Source organism: Sphingobium fuliginis (assembly GCF_015074805.1).
GTDB classification, from domain to species: Bacteria; Pseudomonadota; Alphaproteobacteria; order Sphingomonadales; family Sphingomonadaceae; genus Sphingobium; species Sphingobium fuliginis.
Map to the genome: position 1 here is coordinate 195,005 of NZ_CP060035.1, position 22,134 is coordinate 217,138.

18 protein-coding genes are annotated in these 22,134 nt (G+C 66.5%); 13 read left to right on the top strand and 5 right to left on the bottom strand.

The window, feature by feature from the left end; translation table 11 throughout:
* Positions 1-60 precede the first annotated feature (60 nt).
* A complete protein-coding gene (locus H5V43_RS00910; protein WP_037481508.1) occupies positions 61-1,779 on the bottom strand; it encodes a histidine kinase famiy protein in 1,719 nt (572 codons plus the stop codon).
* A gap of 167 nt (positions 1,780-1,946) precedes the next feature.
* Here H5V43_RS00910 and H5V43_RS00915 point away from each other — a divergent pair, with 167 nt between their 5' ends.
* On the top strand, positions 1,947-4,544 hold the full coding sequence (locus H5V43_RS00915; RefSeq protein ID WP_025547223.1) for a PAS domain S-box protein: 2,598 nt from the start codon (positions 1,947-1,949) through the stop codon (positions 4,542-4,544).
* A gap of 129 nt (positions 4,545-4,673) precedes the next feature.
* On the opposite strand, the gene H5V43_RS00920 is transcribed toward H5V43_RS00915, so the two are convergent.
* A complete protein-coding gene (locus H5V43_RS00920) occupies positions 4,674-5,018 on the bottom strand; it encodes a DUF2332 family protein (protein WP_099186184.1) in 345 nt (114 codons plus the stop codon).
* Positions 5,019-5,093: 75 nt separating this feature from the next.
* Positions 5,094-6,281, bottom strand: coding sequence for a Na+/H+ antiporter NhaA (gene nhaA, locus H5V43_RS00925; protein ID WP_025547225.1), 1,188 nt, complete (start codon positions 6,279-6,281; stop codon positions 5,094-5,096).
* Positions 6,282-6,663: 382 nt separating this feature from the next.
* On the opposite strand from nhaA, the gene H5V43_RS00930 reads away from it, so the two are divergent.
* The 3 genes from H5V43_RS00930 to H5V43_RS00940 all read left to right on the top strand — a co-directional run bounded on the left by H5V43_RS00930 (position 6,664) and on the right by H5V43_RS00940 (position 10,499).
* The gene (locus H5V43_RS00930; protein ID WP_025547227.1) at positions 6,664-7,182 is read left to right on the top strand and encodes an RNA polymerase sigma factor; all 519 of its coding nucleotides are present in this window, start codon (positions 6,664-6,666) and stop codon (positions 7,180-7,182) included.
* A gap of 106 nt (positions 7,183-7,288) precedes the next feature.
* Positions 7,289-8,236, top strand: a complete 948-nt coding sequence (locus tag H5V43_RS00935; RefSeq protein WP_158230055.1) for a FecR family protein — start codon at positions 7,289-7,291, stop codon at positions 8,234-8,236.
* Entirely contained in the window at positions 8,154-10,499 is a 2,346-nt protein-coding gene (locus H5V43_RS00940) for a TonB-dependent receptor (protein WP_025547229.1), read from the top strand. The genes H5V43_RS00935 and H5V43_RS00940 overlap by 83 nt, the downstream gene beginning before the upstream one ends.
* A gap of 131 nt (positions 10,500-10,630) precedes the next feature.
* On the opposite strand, the gene H5V43_RS00945 is transcribed toward H5V43_RS00940, so the two are convergent.
* Positions 10,631-11,668 carry an endonuclease/exonuclease/phosphatase family protein gene (locus H5V43_RS00945; RefSeq protein ID WP_037481511.1) on the bottom strand — a complete coding sequence of 346 codons (1,038 nt, stop codon included), beginning with the start codon at positions 11,666-11,668 and terminating at the stop codon, positions 10,631-10,633.
* A 221-nt stretch (positions 11,669-11,889) separates the two neighbouring features.
* Between H5V43_RS00945 and H5V43_RS00950 the strand changes: the two genes are divergently transcribed.
* From H5V43_RS00950 to H5V43_RS00990, 9 genes are all read left to right on the top strand, one after another.
* Positions 11,890-12,627: a DUF2334 domain-containing protein gene (locus H5V43_RS00950; protein WP_025547232.1), complete on the top strand. Its 738-nt coding sequence runs from the start codon at positions 11,890-11,892 to the stop codon at positions 12,625-12,627.
* 1 nt (position 12,628) lies between these two features.
* The gene (locus tag H5V43_RS00955) at positions 12,629-13,798 is read left to right on the top strand and encodes a glycosyltransferase (RefSeq protein ID WP_158230054.1); all 1,170 of its coding nucleotides are present in this window, start codon (positions 12,629-12,631) and stop codon (positions 13,796-13,798) included.
* Complete coding sequence (locus H5V43_RS00960) at positions 13,795-14,739, top strand: hypothetical protein (protein ID WP_025547234.1); 945 nt, start codon at positions 13,795-13,797, stop codon at positions 14,737-14,739. Before H5V43_RS00955 ends, H5V43_RS00960 begins: the two co-directional genes overlap by 4 nt.
* Entirely contained in the window at positions 14,736-15,236 is a 501-nt protein-coding gene (locus H5V43_RS00965) for a DUF2141 domain-containing protein (RefSeq protein WP_025547235.1), read from the top strand. The genes H5V43_RS00960 and H5V43_RS00965 overlap by 4 nt, the downstream gene beginning before the upstream one ends.
* A gap of 3 nt (positions 15,237-15,239) precedes the next feature.
* Entirely contained in the window at positions 15,240-16,412 is a 1,173-nt protein-coding gene (locus H5V43_RS00970; RefSeq protein WP_025547237.1) for a glycosyltransferase, read from the top strand.
* A 474-nt stretch (positions 16,413-16,886) separates the two neighbouring features.
* Positions 16,887-17,318: a Csu type fimbrial protein gene (locus H5V43_RS00975; protein WP_226869815.1), complete on the top strand. Its 432-nt coding sequence runs from the start codon at positions 16,887-16,889 to the stop codon at positions 17,316-17,318.
* Between the two features lie 14 nt (positions 17,319-17,332).
* Entirely contained in the window at positions 17,333-18,070 is a 738-nt protein-coding gene (locus H5V43_RS00980) for a fimbrial biogenesis chaperone (protein ID WP_128830689.1), read from the top strand.
* Positions 18,071-18,083: 13 nt separating this feature from the next.
* The gene (locus H5V43_RS00985) at positions 18,084-20,459 is read left to right on the top strand and encodes a fimbria/pilus outer membrane usher protein (protein WP_193666725.1); all 2,376 of its coding nucleotides are present in this window, start codon (positions 18,084-18,086) and stop codon (positions 20,457-20,459) included.
* Positions 20,456-20,929: a Csu type fimbrial protein gene (locus H5V43_RS00990; RefSeq protein ID WP_025547243.1), complete on the top strand. Its 474-nt coding sequence runs from the start codon at positions 20,456-20,458 to the stop codon at positions 20,927-20,929. The genes H5V43_RS00985 and H5V43_RS00990 overlap by 4 nt, the downstream gene beginning before the upstream one ends.
* Here H5V43_RS00990 and H5V43_RS00995 read toward each other — a convergent pair.
* Positions 20,919-21,824, bottom strand: coding sequence for a PAS domain-containing protein (locus H5V43_RS00995; RefSeq protein ID WP_025547245.1), 906 nt, complete (start codon positions 21,822-21,824; stop codon positions 20,919-20,921). The genes H5V43_RS00990 and H5V43_RS00995 overlap by 11 nt on opposite strands.
* Positions 21,825-22,134 lie beyond the last annotated feature (310 nt).

The window sequence follows — 22,134 nt, forward strand, 5'->3', positions numbered from 1 at the left end:
TATCCAATAGGATTGCCACAAGCTTAATCAGCATTCTAGGGCGTGTGGGGATTCAGCCCATCACCCCTCCTTGGCGCCAAACGGACTTTCCTCCCGCCTGACGACGGTGCGGCGTGACAGAGCCGTCCTTACGCGATCCGCCAGCTCCTCGCGGCGATAGGGCTTGCCGATCACGTCGAGCCGCGTGCCGCGCGGGATGTCGGCGACCAGATCCTCATTATAGCCCGTGGTCATAAGCACTGGCGTTTCCGGATATAGTTCGTTGAACTTCTCGACCAGTTCCAGGCCGCTCATGCCACCCGGCATGACCATATCGGTGAAGAGCAGGTCGACCTTGATATTCTCAAGCTTCAGGAGCGCTTCCTCGCCGCTTGCGACAGGAATGACCCGGTACCCGATCGCAGCCAGTTGCTCGCTCGCCAGCGCGCGGACATCGTCACTGTCTTCGACCAGCAGGATCGTCTGTCCTCCGGCATCGCCTGAAATCGCCGGCGCTGGCATGGGCCGCACGGGGCCGGACACGGCCTCTTCGGGCGGCGCGACGGGAAAGAGCAGCCGCATCGTCGTTCCCTGCCCCGGCTCGGAGTCGATTTCCAGACGGCCGAGCGACTGCTGCACAAAGCCGTGGACCATTGCCAGGCCAAGGCCGGTGCCGCGCTCCTTGCCCTTGGTGCTGAAGAACGGCTCGGTGGCGCGCTGGCGAACCTCGGCGCTCATGCCATGGCCTTCGTCGCGGATGCTCAATACGACATAATCCCCTTCGGGAAGGCCATGCGCCGCCGCGTTGCCGTTCAGCTTCCAAAGCTCGGTCGCGATCGTCACGGTGCCGCCGCCCGGCATCGCGTCGCGAGCGTTGATCAGGATGTTGAGCACCGCCATCTCAAGATGCGTGGGGTCGATCTGCACCGCCGGGAGCCGACGCTCCAGCGCGGTGACCAGCCTGATCTGCGGCCCCACGGTATTGTCGATCAGATCGCCGAATTCGTGGATCAGCTCGTTCATGTTGATCCGGCGCGGCTCGAGCCGGGTCTTGCGCGCGAAGGCAAGCAATTGGCGCGTCAGCCTCGCGCCGCGCTCGGCAGCGCGGGCAGCATTGCCCAGCATCCGTCGCTGGGCATCGTTCAGATCGTCTCCGAGCACGATGTCGAGATTGCCTGTCACCACCTGCAGCAGGTTGTTGAAATCATGCGCCAGGCCGGCAGTCAGTTGTCCGATCGCCTCCATCTTTTGCGCCTGACGAAAAGCCTGTTCAGAGGAGCGCCGACGCGTGACGTCAAGCTGGCTGGCGAAGAAATAGAGGAGCGTGCCGTCGTCATCATAGACGGGCGCCACGAACACCGCGTTCCAGAAGGGACTGCCGTCGCGGCGATAGTTCAGGATTTCGGTGGAAATCGCTTCCTGCGCCCTTACGGCTTCGCGAAGGGCGCGGACGGTTTCCCTGTCGGTGTCGGCCCCCTGCAGGAAACGGCAATTGCGGCCGAAGACTTCGCTTTCCTCATAGCCTGTCAGATCGAGAAACGCTTTGTTGGCGAAGACGATGGGATTGTCGTCCTGGCGCGGATCGGTAAGGATCATCGGCATCCGCGTCATCTGCAAGGCAGCGAAGAACACCGTACCGCGCTGGTCGAGCCCAGGTTCCGCCACGGTCGATCGCTTCCAGTGATGCGTCGGTCGGGCGCCTGTCGGACTATAGGAGCTGGTGTCTTCCAGATCGCCGGCTGGCTCGCCGGTCGCTTCGTTGGGATTGACGGGCGCTTCTGCGCCATCCTTGTCGGCCACGGGCTACCTCAAATCAGTTTCAACATCGCAATAAATCTTCACCGGCGATCTGGTTGCCATGAGTCTTCGATCGAGATTATCGGCCCGGTCCCACCGTCCCGTCTGCAACCAGTTCAGGCGTTTTGCGTTTGCGTCCAGCATCAGAAGAATTTTTTCCCGGGGGATCGATGAAAAAGCCAGAACCGTCGCGCGCGATCAGCGCTGACGAATGGCGCCAGATCGTCGATGGCGCGGTTGGCACGGCGATCGTCACCACCGATCTCGAAGGCCGGGTGACGAGTTGGAACGAGGGCGCGTCCCGGATGCTGGGCTGGACCGCCTCTGAGGTTCTGGGCGAGACGCTGGAGCGCCTGTTCCCCCCCGGAGAGGGCGCCTCGGCGCTCCGACAAGAGATGACCGACGCGCTGACCGTCGGCCGTGGCGGCGGAACGGAAGGTTGGCGCATTTGCCGCGACGGATCGCAGATATGGGCCGTAGGCGAAATGTCCCCGATCCGCGATCAGGCCGGTTCCGTGGTCGGATTCACGAAGATTTTGCACGATCGCACGAAAAGCAGGGAAGCGCAGGAGGCGATCTCCGAAGAGCGGCGCGCGCTGGAGATACTCAATCGGGCCGGCTCCGCGCTGGCGGCCAAGACCGATCTTCAGGAACTCGTCCAGATCGTCACCGATGCGGGGGTCGAACTGACCGGCGCCGAATTCGGCGCCTTCTTCTACAATGTCGAGAATGAGGCCGGGGAGAGCTACATGCTCTACACCCTGTCCGGGGCGCCGGCCGAGGCCTTCTCCAAATTTCCGATGCCGCGCAACACATCGGTGTTCGCGCCGACCTTCTCAGGCGAAGGGATCGTTCGCTCCGACGATATCACCAGGGACCCGCGTTACGGGCGGAATGCGCCACGCAAGGGCATGCCTGAGGGACATCTGCCCGTGCGCAGCTATCTGGCCGTGCCGGTCATTTCGCGTAGCGGAGAGGTGATCGGGGGCCTGTTCTTCGGCCATGCCGATATCGGCGTCTTCGACGATCGGTCGGAACGGGGCCTGGAAGGCCTGGCGGCCGAGGCGGCCGTCGCAATCGATAATGCCAGGCTGTTTCAGGCGCTCGAACGCGAACTTGCACAACGGCGGAAGGCGGAGAGCGAGCTGGCCGACAGCGAAGCGCGCTTGCGGCTGGCCACTGAAGCGGCTGAAATCGGCACCTGGGACTACCACCCCGCCTCGAACGAACTTCGGTGGGACGTTCGGTGCAAGCAACTCTTCGGTTTATCCCCGGAGGCGGCAGTCACCTATGCGGGCTCCTTCATCGCGGGAATTCATCCGGACGACCGGGAGCGCGCGGATGAGGCCGTCCGAAGAGCGATCGATCCCGAGGGCATGGGCCGCTACGACATAGAATATCGCACCATCGGTATCGAGGATGGACGGCAGCGGTGGATTTCCGCGAACGGCCGCGCGCTCTTCGATACCGACCAGGGAACGCGGTTTGTCGGGACCGTGATCGACATTACCGAGCGGAAGGCGACCGAGGACAGGTTGCACCAGCTTAACGAGCGGCTGGAAGAACAGGTCGAGGCCGAAATCCGCAAACGCGCGGAAGCGGAAGAGGCGCTGCGCCAGTCGCAGAAGATGGAGGCGATAGGACAACTCACCGGCGGGATCGCCCACGACTTCAATAACCTGTTGGCAGGCATCATCGGCAGCCTGGAAATCATCGAAAGGCGCATTTCCGAAGGCCGGACCGAGGGTATAGAGCGCTTCATCAACGGTGCGCAGACCTCCGCCCGACGCGCCGCGGCGCTGACCCAGCGGCTCCTCGCCTTCTCTCGTCGCCAGACCCTCGATCCCAAACCGACCGACGTGAACCGGCTGGTCTTCGGCATGGAGGACCTCATCGCCCGCACCGTCGGCCCGGCCATCAAGGTCGAGGTCGTCGGCGCCGCGGGCCTCTGGCCAACCAGGATCGACACCGTCCAGCTTGAAAGCGCGCTCCTCAATCTCGCCATCAACGCTCGCGACGCCATGCCCGACGGCGGCAAACTGACGATCGAGACCGCGAACAAGTGGCTGGACAATCGCGCCGGGCGGGAACGCGACCTGCCGCCGGGACAGTATATCTCGGTGTGCGTCACCGACACGGGGACGGGCATACCGAAAGACATCGCCGACCGGATCTTCGATCCGTTCTTCACGACCAAGCCGATCGGTCAGGGCACGGGTCTGGGTCTTTCGATGATCCATGGTTTCGTGCGGCAGTCGGGCGGCCAGGTTCGCGTCTACAGCGAAGCGGGGCAGGGAACGACGATGTGCCTCTATCTGCCCCGCTACTCCGGCGATGTCGCGGACGATGCCGCGGCGGCGGAGTCGCCGATCCCGGAAACGGGCGCCGGGGAAACCGTGCTCGTGATCGACGACGAACCGACCGTTCGCATGCTCATAGTAGAGGTGCTCGAAGAGGCTGGATATGTCGCACTCGAAGCCGAAGATGGCCCCTCAGGGTTGAAAATCCTGCAGTCCGACGTCCGGGTCGACCTGCTCATCACCGATGTCGGATTACCCGGAGGCATGAATGGCCGACAGATCGCCGACGCGGCCCGCGTCGGTCGCCCGGACCTGAAGGTCCTTTTCGTAACCGGGTTCGCGGAGAATGCCGCTGTCGGCAATGGTCATCTTGAGAGGGGCATGGAGGTTATCACCAAACCATTTGTGATGACCGAACTCGCGAACAAGATCACCGACATGATCGAACATCGGCACCTCGGCGCCTGATCGACGCCGATCTCCGGCCGCATCGGTCAAAGGTCATCTTGAGGGGCGTGGCATGAGATAGCTGACCGTCCGGACCTGAGGACCGAAAATTGGCGATAGCGCGTTGTTTTCGTCTGTTTCGATGGCTGATTACTGCCAGACGGCATATTCACCATGGGGATGGACGACAGCCAGCAGCCGGTCGTGCCCCGGCCCCGACCATAGCCGCAGTTCGAACTGCCGCGCGGTCTCGTTCAGTTCCATCCGGAGCCAGAAGAACGGCGCATCGGCCGTCGCGGCAGCGGCATGGCTCTCCAACGTCGCAAGGATTTGCGCCTGCTCGACCGGCAGGATATATTGCCGGACCACCGAGAAGCCCGTCTTAGGTGCCGCGCGCTGCACGAAACGCGCTGCATTCTCCGCCTCGACCACCAGCGAACCGCTTTGATCCAGCGCGACCGCCGCCTGCAGGCGTTCCCATCGATGGCGCGAAATTCCCTGCTAAACGCCCTCCGGCAGGGAAAACTAACCGGAGACGGGTTCGCTCTGGACCGCGTCCCCGGCAACGCTTCAAGCCTCCATGCGGTCCGGCGTGTCTCCCTTGGTGACCCGCAGCAGCAGATAGCCCAGCAAGCCGGAAAGCAGGGAGCCGGCGAGGATGCCGATCTTGGCTTCGGCCTGGAGCATCGCGTCGTTCGAAAAGGCGAGAAGCGTGATGAACAGGCTCATCGTGAACCCGATCCCGCACAGCAGCGCCGTGCCCAGCATCTGGAGGCGGCCCGCATGAGCAGGCATGTCGGCCATGCCGAGCCGGACGGCGAGCATCGATGCGCCGAACACACCCACCACCTTGCCGACCAGCAGGCCTAGCCCGACGCCCAGCGTGACCGGCGCGACAAGGGCCTCCGCCCGAAGGCCGAGAAGGGGAACGCCCGCATTCACCAGCCCGAAGAGCGGCACGATCAGGAACCCCACCGGCCAGTGCAGCAGATGTTCGAGTCGGTGGAGCGGGCTATGTTCCTCCAGATCCGGTTTGCCGGGCGTCCCTTGCAGCGGAATGGCGAAGGCGAGGATCACGCCCGCCAATGTCGCATGGATGCCCGAGCGCAGGACGAAGAGCCACAATAGCGTGCCGATGAGCAGATAGGGAATGAGCCGGCGCACGCCGGAACGATTGAGCGCGAACAACAGGATGGTGACAGCCGCCGCGCCGCCGAGGTCGATCAGCGAGAGCTTTGCCGTGTAGAAGAAGGCGATGATGACGACCGCGCCGAGATCGTCGATGATGGCGAGCGCCGTCAGGAAGACGCGCAAGGAAATGGGAACGCGGTTGCCCAACAGCGCGATCACGCCCAGTGCGAAGGCGATGTCCGTCGCCGCCGGGATCGCCCATCCCCGCGCGGTCGCACCGCCGTTGAACGCCAGATAGACGAGCGCGGGCACCGCCATGCCGCCCGCCGCCGCAATGCCGGGCAATATTCGACGGGGCCAGGTGGAGAGTTGCCCGTCCATCACCTCCCGCTTGATCTCCAGCCCGACGAGCAGGAAGAAGACCGCCATCAGCCCGTCATTGACCCAGTGATGCAGGGACAATGGGCCAATCCGGCTGTGCAGCAGATGTTCATAAGCCCGACCGAGGGGTGAATTGGCGATCAGCATCGCCAGCGCGGCCGCGACCATGAGAATGATTCCGCCGGAGGCCTGTCCTTTGAGAAACTGGCGCAGGGCGCTGAGCGGCTTCACACGCAAGAGGGCCATCGAGAAAACTCCCGGCAAGTCATCAGCCCGCTGGCGGCCCGACCAACGGCTATCAACCTGCCCGCCCGACAGCCGAAGCGAACACCCGTCGCCGCTATGGCAAATGCGCTCGCGGCGCACAACCGTATCCGAAGTCAGGCAGCGGGTCGCGGAGGATGAGGAGGGAGCATGGGGCGCTTTCCTGATCCCTGAACCGGGCGCGGCAACCGAATCGACGCTGTCGCCTCTTCCGCATGCAATGGATTGTGCTCGATCAATGATGATCGGCCCAACGGTCTGCTACCCTTGCCGGGCAGGTGGGGCAGAAGATTACAGCCAATTAAATTGCGCAATCCCGCTGGAGGGGCGAAGGAGGGGCATCGGATCGGAAAGGCGCCCAAGGATGGAAGGCGGGCTGGAGACTGTCTATCATAGCTGCCGCGCCGAACTGCTGCGCTTTCTGCTGGCGCGCACCGGCAGTGCGGCGGAGGCCGAGGATATTCTGCAGGACATATGGCTGCGGGTCGGTCAGGGCCGAAGCGGTCCTGTCGCCAATGGGCGCGCCTATCTCTATCGGGTCGCGCAGAATCTGGTGCTGGACCGCCTGCGGGAGGCGCGGCGGCGCGCGGTGCGGGAGCAGGGTTGGATGGAGATGGCCGCCGGCGTGGACCTGCGGCATGCCGATCCCGCCGATCCGAACGCCGATGCGCTGGCGCAGATGACCGAGCGGGAGGAGGTGGCGCGGCTTGCTTCCGCGATCGCCAACCTGCCTGCCGGGGCGCGACGCGCCTTCCAGTTGCACAAGCTGGAGGGGCTGTCGCATGACGAGGTGGCGCAGCGGCTGGGGATCAGCAGGAGCGGGGTCGAGAAACATATGGCGGTTGCGATGAAATATCTGCGCCGGGCCCTGTGCGAGGACTGAGGCGGAGCGGGCATGATGGCGTCACAGCGGGACACAGGAGCATGAGCGGGAGGCGGTGCCCCGAATGGGCGGGCTTCGATGGGACCGGCTTTGGTGGGATAGGGCCATGACGGAGACGATCCTCGACCAGGCGATCGCCTGGCACCGCGCGCAGGATGATGCGGATTTCGACTGGGACGGCTTTACGCTGTGGCTGGAGGCCGATCCCGCGCATCGAACCGCGTTCGATTCCATTGCGCTGGTCGATGCCCGGATCGTCGAGCATCGTGCGACGCTGGCGGCGCTGGTGCCGCCGGTGGATATGCCGGGTCCGGCCATCGCGGCGGAGGCGCCGCGCCGGCGACGGCGGTGGGTGGGCGGTGGAGTCGCGGCGGCGCTCGCGCTTGCCGTCGCCATTCCCGCCTTGCGATCGCCCGCGCCGCAACCGGCGGACTATCGCACCGGGCCGGGGCAGGGGCGCACCATCCTGCTCAAGGACGGCTCCCGGATCGCGCTTGCCGCCTCCAGCCATTTGCGCGTGGAGGGCGCGGCGCAGGACCGGCTGGCGCTGGAGGGCAGCGCCCTGTTCGACATTCCTCATCGGCCCGGGCGGACGATGACGATCGAGGCGGGCGGGCAGCGGATCAGCGACATCGGCACGCGTTTCGACATATTGGCCGACGCCCGGACGATGCGGGTGGCCGTGGCGGAGGGCAGGATCAGCATCGCGCCGCGCGATGGCGGGGATGCGATCCCATTGCCGGCCGGGCGGCAACTGCTGGTCGATCGGGTGACGCATCGCGGCGCGACCAGCGCGGTATCGCCCGGCACCGTCGGCAGCTGGCGGCAGGGACGGCTGGTCTATGAGGCCGTGCCGCTCTCTCTGGTGGCGTCCGATCTCAGCCGCTATGCAGGGGTGCCTGTCAGGGTCGGGGCCGATGTCGCCGACCGGCCATTTTCCGGTGTGTTGATCGTGGGGGACGGATCGGGCCTTGTCGGGGAAGTCGCGCAGTTCATGGACCTTCGCACCGTACATCAGGGCGGCGCTGTGCTGCTGCGCGCTGGCGCCCGCTAGCGTCGGAGCGCAGGAGCGGCCGATCCATGTCGAACCCGCGCCGCTGGCCGAGGCGCTGACGGCGCTGTCGCGGCAGACCGGGATAGCGATCGGCTTCGAAGGCCGCCTGCCCGGCCTTCGGTCGCGCCACGTCGACGGGCGGATGACGGTGGAGCAGGCGCTGGCGCGGATGCTGGAGGGAACGGGGCTGGAGGCGCGGCGTCTCTCCCCCACCGCCTATCGCCTGGTGCAAGCCGCGCCGCCGGCATCGCGCCGCGACCCCGTCCGGCCAGCGCCTCCGCTTCCGCCGGAGGGGTCGGTGGATATCATCGTCACCGGCACCAAGCGGGAGGAGCCTCTTGCCCGGCTGCCGATTTCGGTTGCGATCGTGCAGGCGCCCGGCGAACAGGGCGGCGCGCTGCTTCCGGGCACAGAGGAGGTTGCGCAGCGGCTGGACGGCCTGACGCTCACCAATCTGGGACCGGGGCGCAATCGCCAGTTCATCCGCGGCGTGGCGGACAGTCCCTTCAACGGAAACAGCCAGTCGACCGTCGCCATCCTGATCAACGATGCGCGCGCCACCTATAATGCGCCCGATCCCGACCTGAAGCTGGTCGATGTCGAGCGCGTGGAACTTTTGAAGGGACCGCAGGGGTCGCTTTACGGCACCGGCACGCTGGGGGGCGTCTATCATATCGTCACGCGCCCGCCCGATGCGGGGTCGTTCGCGGCAATGGCGGGCATGGGCGCATCACTGGCCACCCACGGCGAAATGGGCGGCAGCGCGGAGGCGATGGTCAACCTGCCGGTCGTGGCGGACCGGCTGGCGTTGCGCGCCGTGGCCTATGCGGTCCGCGAGCCGGGATGGATCGACACGGCGGGCCGGGGGGATGCGAACCGGGGCGAGTTGCGCGGCGGGCGCGTGGCGTTGCGCGCGCTGGCGGGGGACTGGGCCGTCGATCTCAACGGCATGGCCCAGATGCGGGACGTGGCCGACAGCCAATATGTCTATGCCCGCCATGCGTTGGAGCGGCCCGCCCAGCCTGCCGAGCCGCACGACAATGATTTTGCCCTGATGGCGCTGCGCGTCGCGGGAAAGCTGGGCGCTGCGGACCTGGTCTATGCCGGCAACTGGGTCGATCATGACGTATCGAGCACGCTGGACGCGAGCGATCTTTCCGCCTCCGCCTTCGGCATTGCTCCCCCGGCGCTTTATCTGGAGCAGCGTCGCAATCGCCTGTTCGACCAGGAAGTGCGTCTGTCGCAGACGCGGGATGACGGTCTGTCCTGGCTGGCGGGTCTCTCCTTCGTGGATGTGCGCAACCATCTCTCCGGCGCGGTCCGGGGCGTGCGGGATGAGACGGTCGGGACCGGCATACAGGGCGTGGTCGAATTTTCGGCTTTCGGCGACATGCGCATGCCGCTGACCGGGGCGCTGTCGCTCAGCGTCGGCGGCCGCCTGTTCCATTCCCGCATAGAGGAGGAGCAGGGCGCGCGCCACGCACGGATCGAGGCGTCGGTTGCGCGCAGCGGCTTTACGCCTTCGCTGGCCCTGTCCTGGCAGGCGGGCGCGCATGATTTCCTCTATGCGCGTTATGCCGGGGCGCTGCGGCCCGGAGGCCTTAGCCGGACCGGCGCCGCTTCGGCCGAGCGGTTCGAATCCGACGAGCTGCAGACGGTCGAGATGGGCTGGCGGCATTCGGCCTCCGCCTGGCTGACGGTCAATCTCGACGCCTTCCTGACGACATGGTCGCATATGCAGTCGGATTATCTGCTGGCCGACGGGTTGATCGGTACGCGCAATGTAGGCGATGCCCGCATCCGGGGGGTCGAGGCGTCGGTGGACTGGAAACCGGCCGCCGGATGGGCGATCAGCGCCGGGCTGGTCGGGCAGAGCGCGCTGTTGACCCGCACGAACGAGGGCTTGCGGCTGGAGGACCGGCATTTGCCTGTCGTTCCCGACTGGAAGGCGCGGCTGGGGGTGAACCGCCATTTCGATCTGTCCGGCTGGAGCGGCAGCATGGGCGTGAACCTTGCCTATCTCGGTCCTTCCCGTCTCAGTTTCGATCCGGGCATCGACCGGCGGATGGGCGACTATGCACTGGCGAATGCCGATCTGGCGCTGCGCCGGAAGGATTGGAGCATCCGGCTGTCGGGCAGCAATCTGCTGGACTGCAAGGCGGACAGCTTCGCCTTCGGCAATCCCTTCGCGCTCGCCAGGGGCACGCAATATACGCCGCTGCGGCCGCGGCAATGGGCGATCGGGTTCACGAAAAACTGGTGACCGGCCTTCGCCCTGGAGCCAATCGGCATTCAGAAGATGACGAGCCGAAAATAGGGGTTTTCCGTGACCCGGAGCGCAGCCTGCTCAAGGTAGGTGAGCACCGGAAGCACGGAAGCGTCATTTGCAGGCCGTCAGGGCTGAATGTCGATTGGCTCTAGCGCATAGGTGGCGGTGTAGCCGACATGGTCTGAAAGCATGGTGCCGTCCGCCCCATGGCCGAAGGGAATGTCGATCCGGCGCAGCGTCAGAGTCATCTGCCGGCCCGACGCGAAAAACTCCCAGTCGCGGGCGCGCCGTTCCGACAGGCGGGCATCGGCGGAGAAGGGCAGGTGCAGCCCCTCGGCAGCGGCATAGGCATTGTCCATGGGCGTGCCGAAACTCCAGTCCCGCGCCGCATGGTCCATAAGGTCGACGCGCCGCTCGACCGCCTGGCCTGCATTGAAATCGCCGCCGACGATCAGCGGGTCGTGAGGGTCGTGCCATTGGCGGATGAAGGCGGTGAGGCTGGCGATCTGAAGGCTGTGGGCATGGTTGGAGCGGGCATCCGGCACGTCGGAGGCGCGACGGCTGTTGAGATGCGTAGTGACTATATCGATCGGCCCGGGCTGGCCGGGAAGGCTGATCCGCACCAGCATGGCGCCCTTGTTCGCCAGGCAATCGAACCCGGCACAGGCGAAGCGCGGAAAGGCCATGCGGTGGACCGCGACGATGGGAAAGTCGGACAGGATCTGCAGGCCGCTGCCGACATATTTGCCGATGCCCTCGCCGTGGAGCGGGCTCTCGCCGGCGACGAAGCGCTGCTCCGTGACCGCCGGTCGCGCATCGTTCGTCGTCCGGTCGTCCGGGCCGTCCGCGACATAGGCATAGCCGGCCGCCCGTCCGATCGCCCTCGCATCGTCGGTAAAGGCTTCCTGCAACAGCACGACATGGGGATTGCGCCCCTCCGCGCGCATGTCGCGCAGCGTCGTTGCGATGCGGTCGAAATCGGCTTCGCGCCCCCAGGCCAGCGGCCAGGGCAGGCCATGGACATTATAGGTCATGACCGACAGGGCGCCATCGAAGCCGATGGGGACGGGCGGCGGCGGGAGGGCGCGCGTGTCAGCCGGAGGCGCCGCCGCGATCAGTGCGGCGACGGCGATCATGCGGAAAGTCCATGTCGGAATGCGCACAGCTTCTTCTCCTGTGGCGCAACGACGATGCCGGCAGAGCAACACCGCAGTTGTCGCCGGGCGATAAAAATATTCATGCAGCAACTGCGGTCCTTTGCGGCGATGGCGTCTTCCCGATGAGGGCGAAAGGCGGATATGGCGCAAATTGTCACAGGCAGGTCATCACCCGGCATCATAGCGGCGCTCGATAGGCGCAGGCGTGCTGGGGGTGTGGACCTGTCATGAAACGACTTCTTCTTTCCCTTCATGATGTTGGTCCATGTTTCGAGGGTGAAGTCGATCGCCTGCTGGATCGGCTTTCGATGCACGCCGCGCCCGGCACGCTTGCGATGCTGGTGGTGCCCAATCATTGGGGCGTGCACCCGCTGCTGCCCGGATCGCCCTTCGCGACGCGGCTGCGTGGCTGGGCGGAGGCCGGCGTCAGCATGTTCGCCCATGGATGGTTCCACAGGGACATGGCGACCCATGACAATGCCCTGGATCGGTTCAAGGCGCGGCGCATGACCGCCGGGGAGGGCGAGTTTCTGGGTCTGGACGGGGCGACCGCTGCACGGCGGATGACCGACGGCCGCGATCTGATCGAACAGGTTACGGGCCTGCCGGTGGCGGGCTTCGTCGCGCCCGCCTGGCTTTACGGCAGCCCTGCGCGCGCCGCGCTTGGCCGGTGCGGATTCGCCTTGGCGGAGGATCATATGAAGGTGTGGCATCCGCCATCGGGCAGGATATTGGCCCGTGGACCGGTCATCACCTGGGCCAGCCGCAGCCGGGCGCGCATCGCCTCCTCCCTGCTGGCGGCGCGGCTGTTGCCGCCTGTCCTGCGCCATGCGCCGGTCGCGCGGGTCGCGGTGCATCCGGGCGACGCGCATGTGCCCGCCCTGCTCGACAGCATCGACCGGGTGGTGCGGCGTCTGGGGCGGACCCACCGCCCGGCGCGCTATGGCGATCTGCTGGCTGGCTGAAATGCGTATCCTGACCTTCCTCCACAGTTTCGAGCCGGGCGGCGTCGAGCGGGTCGCGCTGCGGCTGGTGCGCCGCTGGCGGGACCAGGGCATCGACGCGCCACTGTTCCTGGGGCGCGGCGATGGCGCGATGGGCGCTGAACTGGGCCATGACCTTGACCCTCATGTGCCGCGCGGGCCGGGCTTTTCCGTTGCCGGGTTCGAGACCCTGTGGATGATCATGACATTGCCGGGCTTCATCCGCCGGACGCGGCCGGACGCGATGTTCTGCGCGGGCAACAGCTATGCGGTGGTCGCCGTGGCGATGAAGCTGCTGCTGGGACGCCATTGCCCGCCCGTCCTGGCGAAGATCAGCAATGACCTGGAGCGGCGGGACATGGTCTGGCCGGTGCGTACCGCCTACCGGTTGTGGCTGCGCATCCAGGGGCGGTTCATCGATCATTTCGTCGCCATGGCGCCGGGGCTGGAGCGCGAGATTGCCGCGCTCGTCCGGCCGGGAGCCGGGGCGATCAGCATCATCCCCGATCCGGCGCTGTCGCTGGACCAGATCGACCGGCTGCGCGCCGTCCGGCGGAAGAGGGCGGGCAAGGGGCGCTGGTTCGTCGCCATCGGCCGGCTGGCGCGACAGAAGAATTTCGGGTTGATGCTGGACGCCTTCGCGCGGGCCGCGGGCCCCGACGATCGTCTGCTGATCTTCGGCGAGGGCCCGGAACGCGGCAGGCTCGCCGCGCGGTCCCGCCGGCTTGGCATTGCCGGACGCCTTTGCTTCATGGGCCATGTTCCCGATCCCGCCCTCAGGATCGGGCAGGCCGACGCCTTCCTCCTCTCGTCCGATTATGAAGGAGTTCCCGCCGTGGTGCTGGAAGCGCTGGCGGTCGGCCTGCCGGTCATCGCGACGGAGTGCAGCGCCGCGATGCGGTCCTTGTTGGGCGACGGCGCGTTGGGGAGGCTGGTGCCGGCAGGTGATCTTGCCGCCTTCGCAAGGGTTCTGGCCGACGCGCCGGGGCCCCAGCATGCCGCCGCCAGTCTGGCCCAGGCGCGGCACTTCACGCTGGAGGCGGCCGCCCCCGCCTATCTGGACAGCTTCGCCCGAATTGCCGCGCGACCGACTGAGGCGTTCCTCATTGCGTGTCGTCAACCCATCCCGTCCACAATGACGAGTTCCTTATGACCGGCAACAGCTCCACCGGCCTGCTTCCTCCTCCCGTCGTGCCGCTCGACCCGCCGGTGCTCGACCCCAAGCCGCTGATCCAGTCGGGCCGCAACTGGACCCGCTGGGCCGGGCCGCTGGTGTCGGTGCTGATCCTGGTCGTCGCGCTGCACCAGTTCCATGGAATCGACCCGTCCAGCCTGTGGGCGATGCTGCCCGGCAGCATCGCCTTCTGGGCGGCGTTCGCGCTTTACTATCTGGCCGGGCCGCTTTCCGAATGGGTGATCTTCCGTCGTCTCTGGGCGATCCCGGCAGACGGCTTCGCAGCGCTGCTGCGCAAGCTGGTCAGCAACGAGATACTGCTCGGCTATCTCGGCGAAGTCTATTTCTACGCCTGGGCGCGGCGCAGCGGGAAGATCACGACCGCGCCGTTCGGCGCGATCAAGGATGTGACGATCCTTTCCGCGCTGGTCGGCAACGGCGTCACATTGGTCATGGTCGCCTTCGCCGTGCCGCTGCTGGGGGCGGTGGACGCGCGGCTCAACAGTTGGGAAGTGGGCGGGTCGATCCTGTTCGTGCTGGCGACATCGCTGGTGGCGATGCTGCTGCGCAGGCGGCTGTTCACCCTGCCGCGCGCGGAATTGCGGGTCGTTGCGGGCATCCATCTGGCCCGCATCGTCGCGACCACGGTGCTGGCGGCGATGATGTGGCACATGCTGCTGCCCGACATCGAACTCAGCTGGTGGATCCTGCTCGGCACGCTGCGCCAACTGGTATCCCGCCTGCCCTTCCTGCCGAACAAGGATGTGGTGTTCGCAGGCATGGCCGCCTTCCTGATCGGGCGCGACAGCGAGATCGTGTCGGCGATGGCGTTGATGGCCTCGCTCATCCTGGTGGCGCATCTGCTGGTCGGCATGGCGCTGGGCGCGACGGGCCTCGTGAAGGAGAGCGAGGCGCAATGATCGCGACGCTGCTGCTCGCCGCCGCCATCCCCTCCACTCCCGACCTTGGCAAGGCGGAGGGCCAGTGCCGGGTGGATGAAAAGGGCCCGTCCTTTCTGGTCGACGTCAACGGCCTCAAGGACCGCAAGGGACGGCTGAAGCTGGAACTGTACCCCGCGGACGACGCGGACTTCCTGGCCGACGACAATCTGCTGGTCGCGGCCGGCAAGCCCTTCCGCCGGGTGGAGGTGGCGGTCCCGGCCACCGGGCCCGTGCAGCTCTGCATCCGCGCGCCCGGTCCCGGCACCTATGCGCTCAGCCTGCTGCACGACCGCGACGCCAACCGCCGTTTCTCGCTTTCGGTCGACGGGATCGGCTTTCCCGGCAATCCGAAGCTGGGCTGGTCCAGACCGTCCGCCGCCGCCGCCAGGGCGGTCGTCGGCAGCGGCCCCGCCCATATCGGCATCATCGTCAATTATCGCCGGGGGCTGCTGTCCTTCGGCCCGGTGGAGAAATAGGCCATGCGCATCGTCGACGTCTGCGCCTTCTACGCGCCCAGCGGCGGCGGGGTGAAAACCTATGTCGAGCGCAAGCTGCGCGCCGGGGCGCTGGCCGGGCATGAGGTCATCATCCTCGCGCCGTCCGACAGCGATCGGGTGGTGGAGGCGGGCGGCGGCAGGATCGTCATGCTGCCCGCGCGCCGCTTTCCGCTGGACCGGCGCTATTCCTATTTCGACGACGAAGCGTCGCTCCATGCCATGCTCGACCGGTTGCAGCCCGATCTGGTCGAGGCATCCTCGCCCTGGGCCAGCGCGGCGATGGTGGCGCGGTGGCGGGGCGGCGCGCCGCGCGCGCTCATCATGCACGCCGATCCGCTGTCGGCCTATGCCTATCGCTGGTTCGGATCGGTGCTGAGCCGCGAGGCGATCGACCGGGGGTTCGACTGGTTCTGGCGCCACCTGCGCCGGCTGGACGAGCGGTTCGATCTGGTGGTCAGCGCCAGCGACAGCCTGTCGCGCCGGCTGGAGGCGGGACGGCTCCGGCGGGTGATGACGCTGCCCATGGGCGTCGAGCCGGGGCATTTCAGCCCCGCGCATCGGCATGAGGGGCTGCGCGCCCGCCTGCTGGAGCGCTGCGGGCTGGGGCCGGAGGCGACGCTGCTGCTGGGTGTTGGCCGTCACGCCCCGGAAAAGCGCTGGCCGATGGTGATCGATGCGGTGACGTCGGCGGGCTTTTCGACGCCGGTCGGTCTGGTGCTGGTCGGTGACGGGCGGGAGAGAGGGCGGGTGCGCCGGGCGTCGGCCCATAATCCGCACATCCAGCTGCTGGCGCCGATGCATTCCCGCCCGGCGCTGGCCGAACTGCTCGCCAGCGCCGACGCGCTCGTCCATGGCTGCGAGGCGGAGACCTTCTGCATGGTCGCGGCCGAAGCGCGCGCCAGCGGCCTGCCGGTCATCGTGCCCGACGAAGGCGGCGCGTCCGATCAGGCGCGCAGCGGCGGCGGACTGCTCTATCGCGCGGGACAGGCGGACAGTCTGGCCGGCGTGATCGCGAAATTCGCGCGCGCCGATGCAGTGACGCGGCGCCGGGCGGCGCTGGAGTCTGCGCCGGCCGTCATGACCATGGACGACCATTTCGACCGGCTGTTTGCGGCCTATGACGATATTGCAGGGGCACGACGCCATGTTGCTTGACCGACGCATCACCCGCCCCCTGCGCCCGCACATTCCCTTTCCGGCCTTTCGGAAATCGCCGCAGGATGCGGTGGAAGTCCATCCCTGCGGCCTGCGCCATCGATCGACTTGCGAGTGCTGGTCGTTCGTGGCCGCCATTCTTTGGTGGTTGTTGCGTGCCGATCGGCAACATGGGAAGCGGCCGGGACAACCCTGACCGCGGCATCAGGTCGCGCGGGAGCCAATTCCTGACATTCAAATAAAGATAATCGGTCTTCTTCGATATTTCGAAAGTTATATATCCATCCCGCAAATTGTGATCGGAAGTGAATATAATCCCCTTTTCATCGGAAACAGTAAACACTGCTAACGTTTCTCTAACCTTTCCTGCTCCAATATTGGTTCAGATCAATAGGTGTCGAAATCACCGGAGGGGGAAACGTCATGCGCAAATATTGTGCGTTGTTCCTTTTGGGTCTCTTGCCGAATGCGGCGATGGCAACGGATGCCACAACGACGATGGGCGTGTCGGCCACGGTATTGAACGTCTGCCTGGTATCGGCGACGAACATGGCGTTTGGCAGCTATGATCCGACATCGGCGTCTCCGACCGATGCGACCAGCACGATCAATGTCACCTGCACGCCGGGCACATTGTTCAACATAGGATTGAACGCCGGAAGCGCCGTCGGAGCGACGGTATCGACCCGGAAGATGCTGAGCGGCGCCAATCCGCTCGGCTACGCGCTCTACAGCAATTCGGGACGCAGCACGAACTGGGGCAACTCGGTGGGGTCGGACACGGTCGCCCAGACCGCGTCGACGATCCTGCCGGCGGCGTTCACCGTTTATGGCCGCATCCCCGCCCAGCAGAGCGTGGCCGCCGGCAGCTACACCGACACGGTGACGATCACCGTCAGCTACTGAAGGCAGGCCCGGTCATGACAATCAGGCGGCATGGCGCAGGACCCGGACGGGTTCTGGCGGTGATGGTCGGCGCCCTGTTCTGGGGGATCGCGCCGTCGGCGAATGCGGGCGCGCTGCGCATCCTGCCGGTGCGGATCGAAATGGCGGCCGAGAAACAGTTTTGCAGCCTGACCATCGCCAATGATGACAAGGCACCCGCGACTGTCCAGGTCAGGGGTTTTGGCTGGCGCAAGGATGCGAACGGCGTCGACCTGCTGGACCCGGACGGGGGGCCGGTCGTCAATCCCTCCATTCTCAGCATTCCCGGCGGGTCGAGCCGGCTGGTCCGGTGCAGCCTGCCGGCGCGCAGCGGGTCGCGTGAAGAGAGCTACCGCCTGATCATCGATGAATTGCCGATGGCGACGGTTGCTCCCGGTACCGTGCGGACGTTGCTTCGCATCAGCATGCCGATATTCCGCGCGCCGTCCGGCGCGGCGCCCCTGCTTCGCTGGTCGGTCGGAAAGGGCGCGGATGGACGGCGGACGCTCATTCTGTTCAACCAGGGCGACCGGCATGTCCAGGTCACGGCGATCGACATGACGCCTGCCGGAGCTGGCGGGAAAGTCACGCGGCTCGACCGTGGTTTCTACCTGCTGGCGGGCGGGCGCATCGACCTGCCGCTTGAATCCCCGGATGGCGATGCGATCAGCGGAGTGCAGGTGGAGACGGCCACTGGCCCACTCGCCGCGTCAACCGCCGTCGCCGAGCGGTGAGGGTGGATGATCGATGCCGCTCGCTGCTGCATTGTCCGGCGCAGGGCAGGCCGGCTGGCGGCCGGGCAGGGCATCGGTCCTGCTATGGCTGTCGCTGGCGCAACCGGCGGCGGCGTCCGATCTTCCGTTGGCACTCGCGGTTCCGGTGGCGGTCGAGCCGGACGGCAGTCCGCGCCCCATGCCCGTGGGCGTCGTCATCAATGGCCAGCCGCTTGAAGAGACGGGCCTTGTCGTGCTGAGCGCGGGCCGCCTGTTCGTCCGGCAGGACATGCTGAGCCAATGGGGTTTGCGGTTGCCCGCGCCGCTTCGGCAAATGGAGGTGGGCGGCTGCAGCTATGCCTTGCTGGACGGGCTGCCCGGCCTTTCGGTGAAACTCGACGGTTCCGGCGGAACCCTGCTGATCGACGCCGGGCCGTCCTTCTTCCCGACCGCCCATATCGGCCCGGAACAGCGCGGACGGCCGGTGATGGAAGCGGTGCCGGTGCAATTTGCCGGCTATGATCTGTCGGTCGCGCGCTGGGGCGGCGGCTGGGCCGCTTCCGCCCTGCTGGATGCCGGGATGTCGGGCGGCTGGGGCGTCGCCGGCATCACCGCCCTGATGCAGCAGGGCGGCGGCGGGCCGGCGGCGGTTCGTCTCGACAGCAATGTCATCCGCGATTTTCAGGATCGGCGTTTGCGGCTGGTCCTGGGCGACACATTGACGCGCGGCGCCGACTGGAACCGGCCGGTCCGGTTCGCCGGGGTGAGGCTGGGGACCGATTTCTCGTTGACGCCGGAAGCCGTCACCTATCCGGTGCCCCGGCTTTCCGGCTCCGCCGCCTTGCCCTCGGTCGTGGACCTTGCGGCGACCAGCAGCCGCCAGAGCATGGCGGTTCAGCCCGGCGATTTCAAAATCGATTATCAGCCCGTCTTTACCGGCGCGGGCGAAGTGACGATGACGATCAGGGACGCCAATGGCGCCGCCCGCACCGTCACGCAAAGCTTCTACACCAGTCCGCGGCTGTTGCGGGAAGGGCTGGACGATTTTTCGCTGGAGGCAGGGTTTTTGCGCAGGGACTTCGGTGCGCGCAGCTTTTCCTATGGGGCTCCCTTCGCCGCTGGTTTCTGGCGGCATGGGCTGGGCGACGGCCTGACGCTTTCCGGCCGCATGGAGGCAAGCGAGGATGGGCAGATGGCCGGGCTGGGATTTGGCGCGCTTCTGTCTTCCTGGGGCGAAATATCGTTGGCGGCGGCGGGGTCGCATGGCCGTTCGGGTGATGGTTTCCTGTGGCGCGCGCAGGTGCAGCGGATCACGGCCCGCTATTCCGTGACCGCCAGCTACATGCAGGAAGATGCGCATTTCACGCAGGTCGGGGAGGATGATCCAGTGCCCGCCGGTCGCCGGGAATGGGTCGTGGCGGGAAGCCTGGCCCTTGGCGGGCGCGGCACCGTCAATGCCCATTATCTCGACAGTGAGGGCGGCCAAGGCGACCGCTTCTCCACCGGTTCCCTTTCCTATGCGGCCAGCCTGGGGGCGGCCTGGGTCACGCTGGGCGCGCGGCGGACGCGCTTTTCGGACAGCCGGACCAACGGCCTTTTCGGATCGCTGACCCTTCCCCTCGGCGCGGGGTCGAGCGCGGGCCTGTTCGTGGAGGGTGGCCGCACCGCCGCCAGCTTCAGCCAGAACCCGCCGCCGGACGCGGGGTGGGGCTATCGCTTTCTGGCGTCGCGTCAGGCGGATGCGCCAGTACAGATGGAAGGCGGCGTGACATGGCGCACGGCGGCCGGCGATGTCGATCTGTCGGCGTCGCGCATGGGGGAAATGGAAGGGATGCGGTTCCAGGCCCGCGGGGCGTTGCTGCGGGTAGGGGGGCGGATCATCGCGACACCGCAGCTCGATTACGCCTTTGCGGTGGTGGATGTGGCCGCCGATCAGGACGTGACGGTCTTCTTCGAAAACCGGCCGGTCGCGCGCAAGGCGGAACCGGGCAGGCCCGCGATCGTCACGGGGTTGCAGCCCTATGCGGCCAACCGGATCGCGATCGACCTGGATGCCCTGCCGATCGACACTGTCGTGACATCGGCGGAGCAGGTCGCGGTTCCGGGATACCGGCAGGCGGTGAGGATCGGTTTTGGGGGTGCGGCCGCTCACCCCGTCACCTTGCGGCTGGTCGACGGCGGCGGCGCGGCCATTGCGGAAGGACTGACCGTCACCATGGAGGGAGCGGCACCCGGCATTTCCGGACATGGCGGCGAAGTGTATCTGGCCGATGCGCATGAAGGGCAGGAAATCCTGCTGTCCGGCCCGGCGGTCGCCTGCCGCGCGATCGTCCCGGCCCTGCCGGGCAACGCCGGTGCGGCACGGATGGGGCCGGTACGCTGTGTGCCGGATCGGGAGGGGAAGCGATGAAAGCTGCGGGATTCGTTCTGGCCGCGCTGGCCGGCATGGGGCTGGCGACGCCGGCATGGGGCTGCACCCTGTGCAGTTGTTCGGCGTCGACAACGGGGATCGGCTTTGGCGGCTACGATCCCACTTCGCCCGCGCCCAAGGACGCCGCGGGCAGCGTGACGCTCAGTTGCACGGGCCTGGTCTCGCTGGCGGGGACCATCGACATCGCGATCAGCCCGGGCTCGTCGGGCGATGCGCTGGCGCGCCAGATGACGCAGGGTGGCGCACGGCTCAACTACAACCTCTATACAAATGCCAGCCGCACGACCGTCTGGGGAACCGGATCGTCGGGGACCGGCACGGTCACCGCCTCGTTGAACGGGCTGCTGTCCTTCAGCCAGACCGTGTCCGTCTATGGCCGCATCGCGGCGGGACAATGGCCGCAGGCGGGGGCCTATGCCGACAGCCTGATCGTCACCATCAGCTACTGATGCCGACCGGCTTCGTTCCCATCATGAAGACGCCGCCCGCCTGCCCGTCGGCGGACAAGAGCGGCGCGGCATTGACCCAGACGGTCTGGCCGTCGGGACGGCCGCCCACCAATGCCGCCGCCATGCCGAACGGTTTCCCCACGGTCAGCAACTCTTCCACGGCATCGCTGATCGTGCCGCGGTTGGAAGCCCCGAACAGGGTCGCAAATCGGGTGCCGACGATCCGGCTCTTCTCCGTCCCGACCAGCTCCGCGAGCGCGGGCGAAATATCGGTGACGATGGCCCGGACATTGAAGGTTCCGCGGGCCAGTCCGGGCAGCCGGTCGATCAGATCCTCATAGGCGGCGATCCGCGCATCCTGGGCGCGCAGGGTCACGCGATCCGCGATTTCATCGGCAAGCACGGCAAAACCGCCCGGAAAGGCCGCAGCCTGGACGCGATGGACGAGCGGCGGCGGCCCGGCGGCGTTCTGCTCGAACGCTTCCGGAATGCCCGTGTCGCGTACGCGTTCAAGCGCCCGCAACAGGGAATGGGAGTCGGAGCCCGCCAGCATCTGCGCCAGGGGGACTCCCAGCACCTGCTTCTCGCTGACGCCAAAGCGGCGGCGTGCGGCCAGATTGATCCGGGAGAGTTTCAGATCCCGATCCGTCAGGATCACCTGCGTGGGGATCATGTCCAGCAGGATGTCCAGTTGCGTTTCCGGATGATCCGGTCCGCTGGAGCATTTCCGGCCACTGGCCAGACGCTGGAACAGGTCCGTCGCAAGGAGCGTCAGGCCGACATGGCCATGGTTCATGATATGGATGGGTTCGCCCATTGCCTGTCGCGAATGCACGGCGAAATGCCGAATCAGCGCCGTGGCCGTGACGACCTGACCGGGCGGTAAATCATCCACCGGCTTGCTCCCCTTTTCCCATCATCCCGTCGGTGTCCGCATAATGCGTACAATATCGGGCCTGTCATTAAAACGGAATCGTAACGAGTGCGCTGCCGCCGATCAAATGCTTCCTCAACCCATTGTGTTGCCGGACGAATATGGGCGGGGTCGGGGAAGGGAAAAATCCTGCGGGCCGTGCCGATACATATATTGCGTAAAATTCCCTGTCTTCGCCTTCGCGCGCCCTTAGCCGTGGCGCTTCCATCTTCCGTCCGGGGACGTGGGATGCCGGGCTTGCGCTACCGCTGGACGGGCGCGTGGGGGGCAC

Excerpts from the sequence above, each read along its gene's own strand:
- H5V43_RS00985 (WP_193666725.1), top strand. The coding sequence starts at position 18,084 with ATGCCGCTCGCTGCTGCATTGTCCGGCGCAGGGCAGGCCGGCTGGCGG.
- H5V43_RS00975 (WP_226869815.1), top strand. The coding sequence starts at position 16,887 with ATGGCAACGGATGCCACAACGACGATGGGCGTGTCGGCCACGGTATTG.
- H5V43_RS00990 (WP_025547243.1), top strand. The coding sequence starts at position 20,456 with ATGAAAGCTGCGGGATTCGTTCTGGCCGCGCTGGCCGGCATGGGGCTG.
- H5V43_RS00955 (WP_158230054.1), top strand. The coding sequence starts at position 12,629 with ATGCGTATCCTGACCTTCCTCCACAGTTTCGAGCCGGGCGGCGTCGAG.
- H5V43_RS00950 (WP_025547232.1), top strand. The coding sequence starts at position 11,890 with ATGAAACGACTTCTTCTTTCCCTTCATGATGTTGGTCCATGTTTCGAG.
- H5V43_RS00980 (WP_128830689.1), top strand. The coding sequence starts at position 17,333 with ATGACAATCAGGCGGCATGGCGCAGGACCCGGACGGGTTCTGGCGGTG.
- H5V43_RS00915 (WP_025547223.1), top strand. The coding sequence starts at position 1,947 with ATGAAAAAGCCAGAACCGTCGCGCGCGATCAGCGCTGACGAATGGCGC.
- H5V43_RS00960 (WP_025547234.1), top strand. The coding sequence starts at position 13,795 with ATGACCGGCAACAGCTCCACCGGCCTGCTTCCTCCTCCCGTCGTGCCG.
- H5V43_RS00935 (WP_158230055.1), top strand. The coding sequence starts at position 7,289 with ATGACGGAGACGATCCTCGACCAGGCGATCGCCTGGCACCGCGCGCAG.
- H5V43_RS00970 (WP_025547237.1), top strand. The coding sequence starts at position 15,240 with ATGCGCATCGTCGACGTCTGCGCCTTCTACGCGCCCAGCGGCGGCGGG.
- H5V43_RS00930 (WP_025547227.1), top strand. The coding sequence starts at position 6,664 with ATGGAAGGCGGGCTGGAGACTGTCTATCATAGCTGCCGCGCCGAACTG.
- nhaA (WP_025547225.1), bottom strand. The coding sequence starts at position 6,281 with ATGGCCCTCTTGCGTGTGAAGCCGCTCAGCGCCCTGCGCCAGTTTCTC.
- H5V43_RS00965 (WP_025547235.1), top strand. The coding sequence starts at position 14,736 with ATGATCGCGACGCTGCTGCTCGCCGCCGCCATCCCCTCCACTCCCGAC.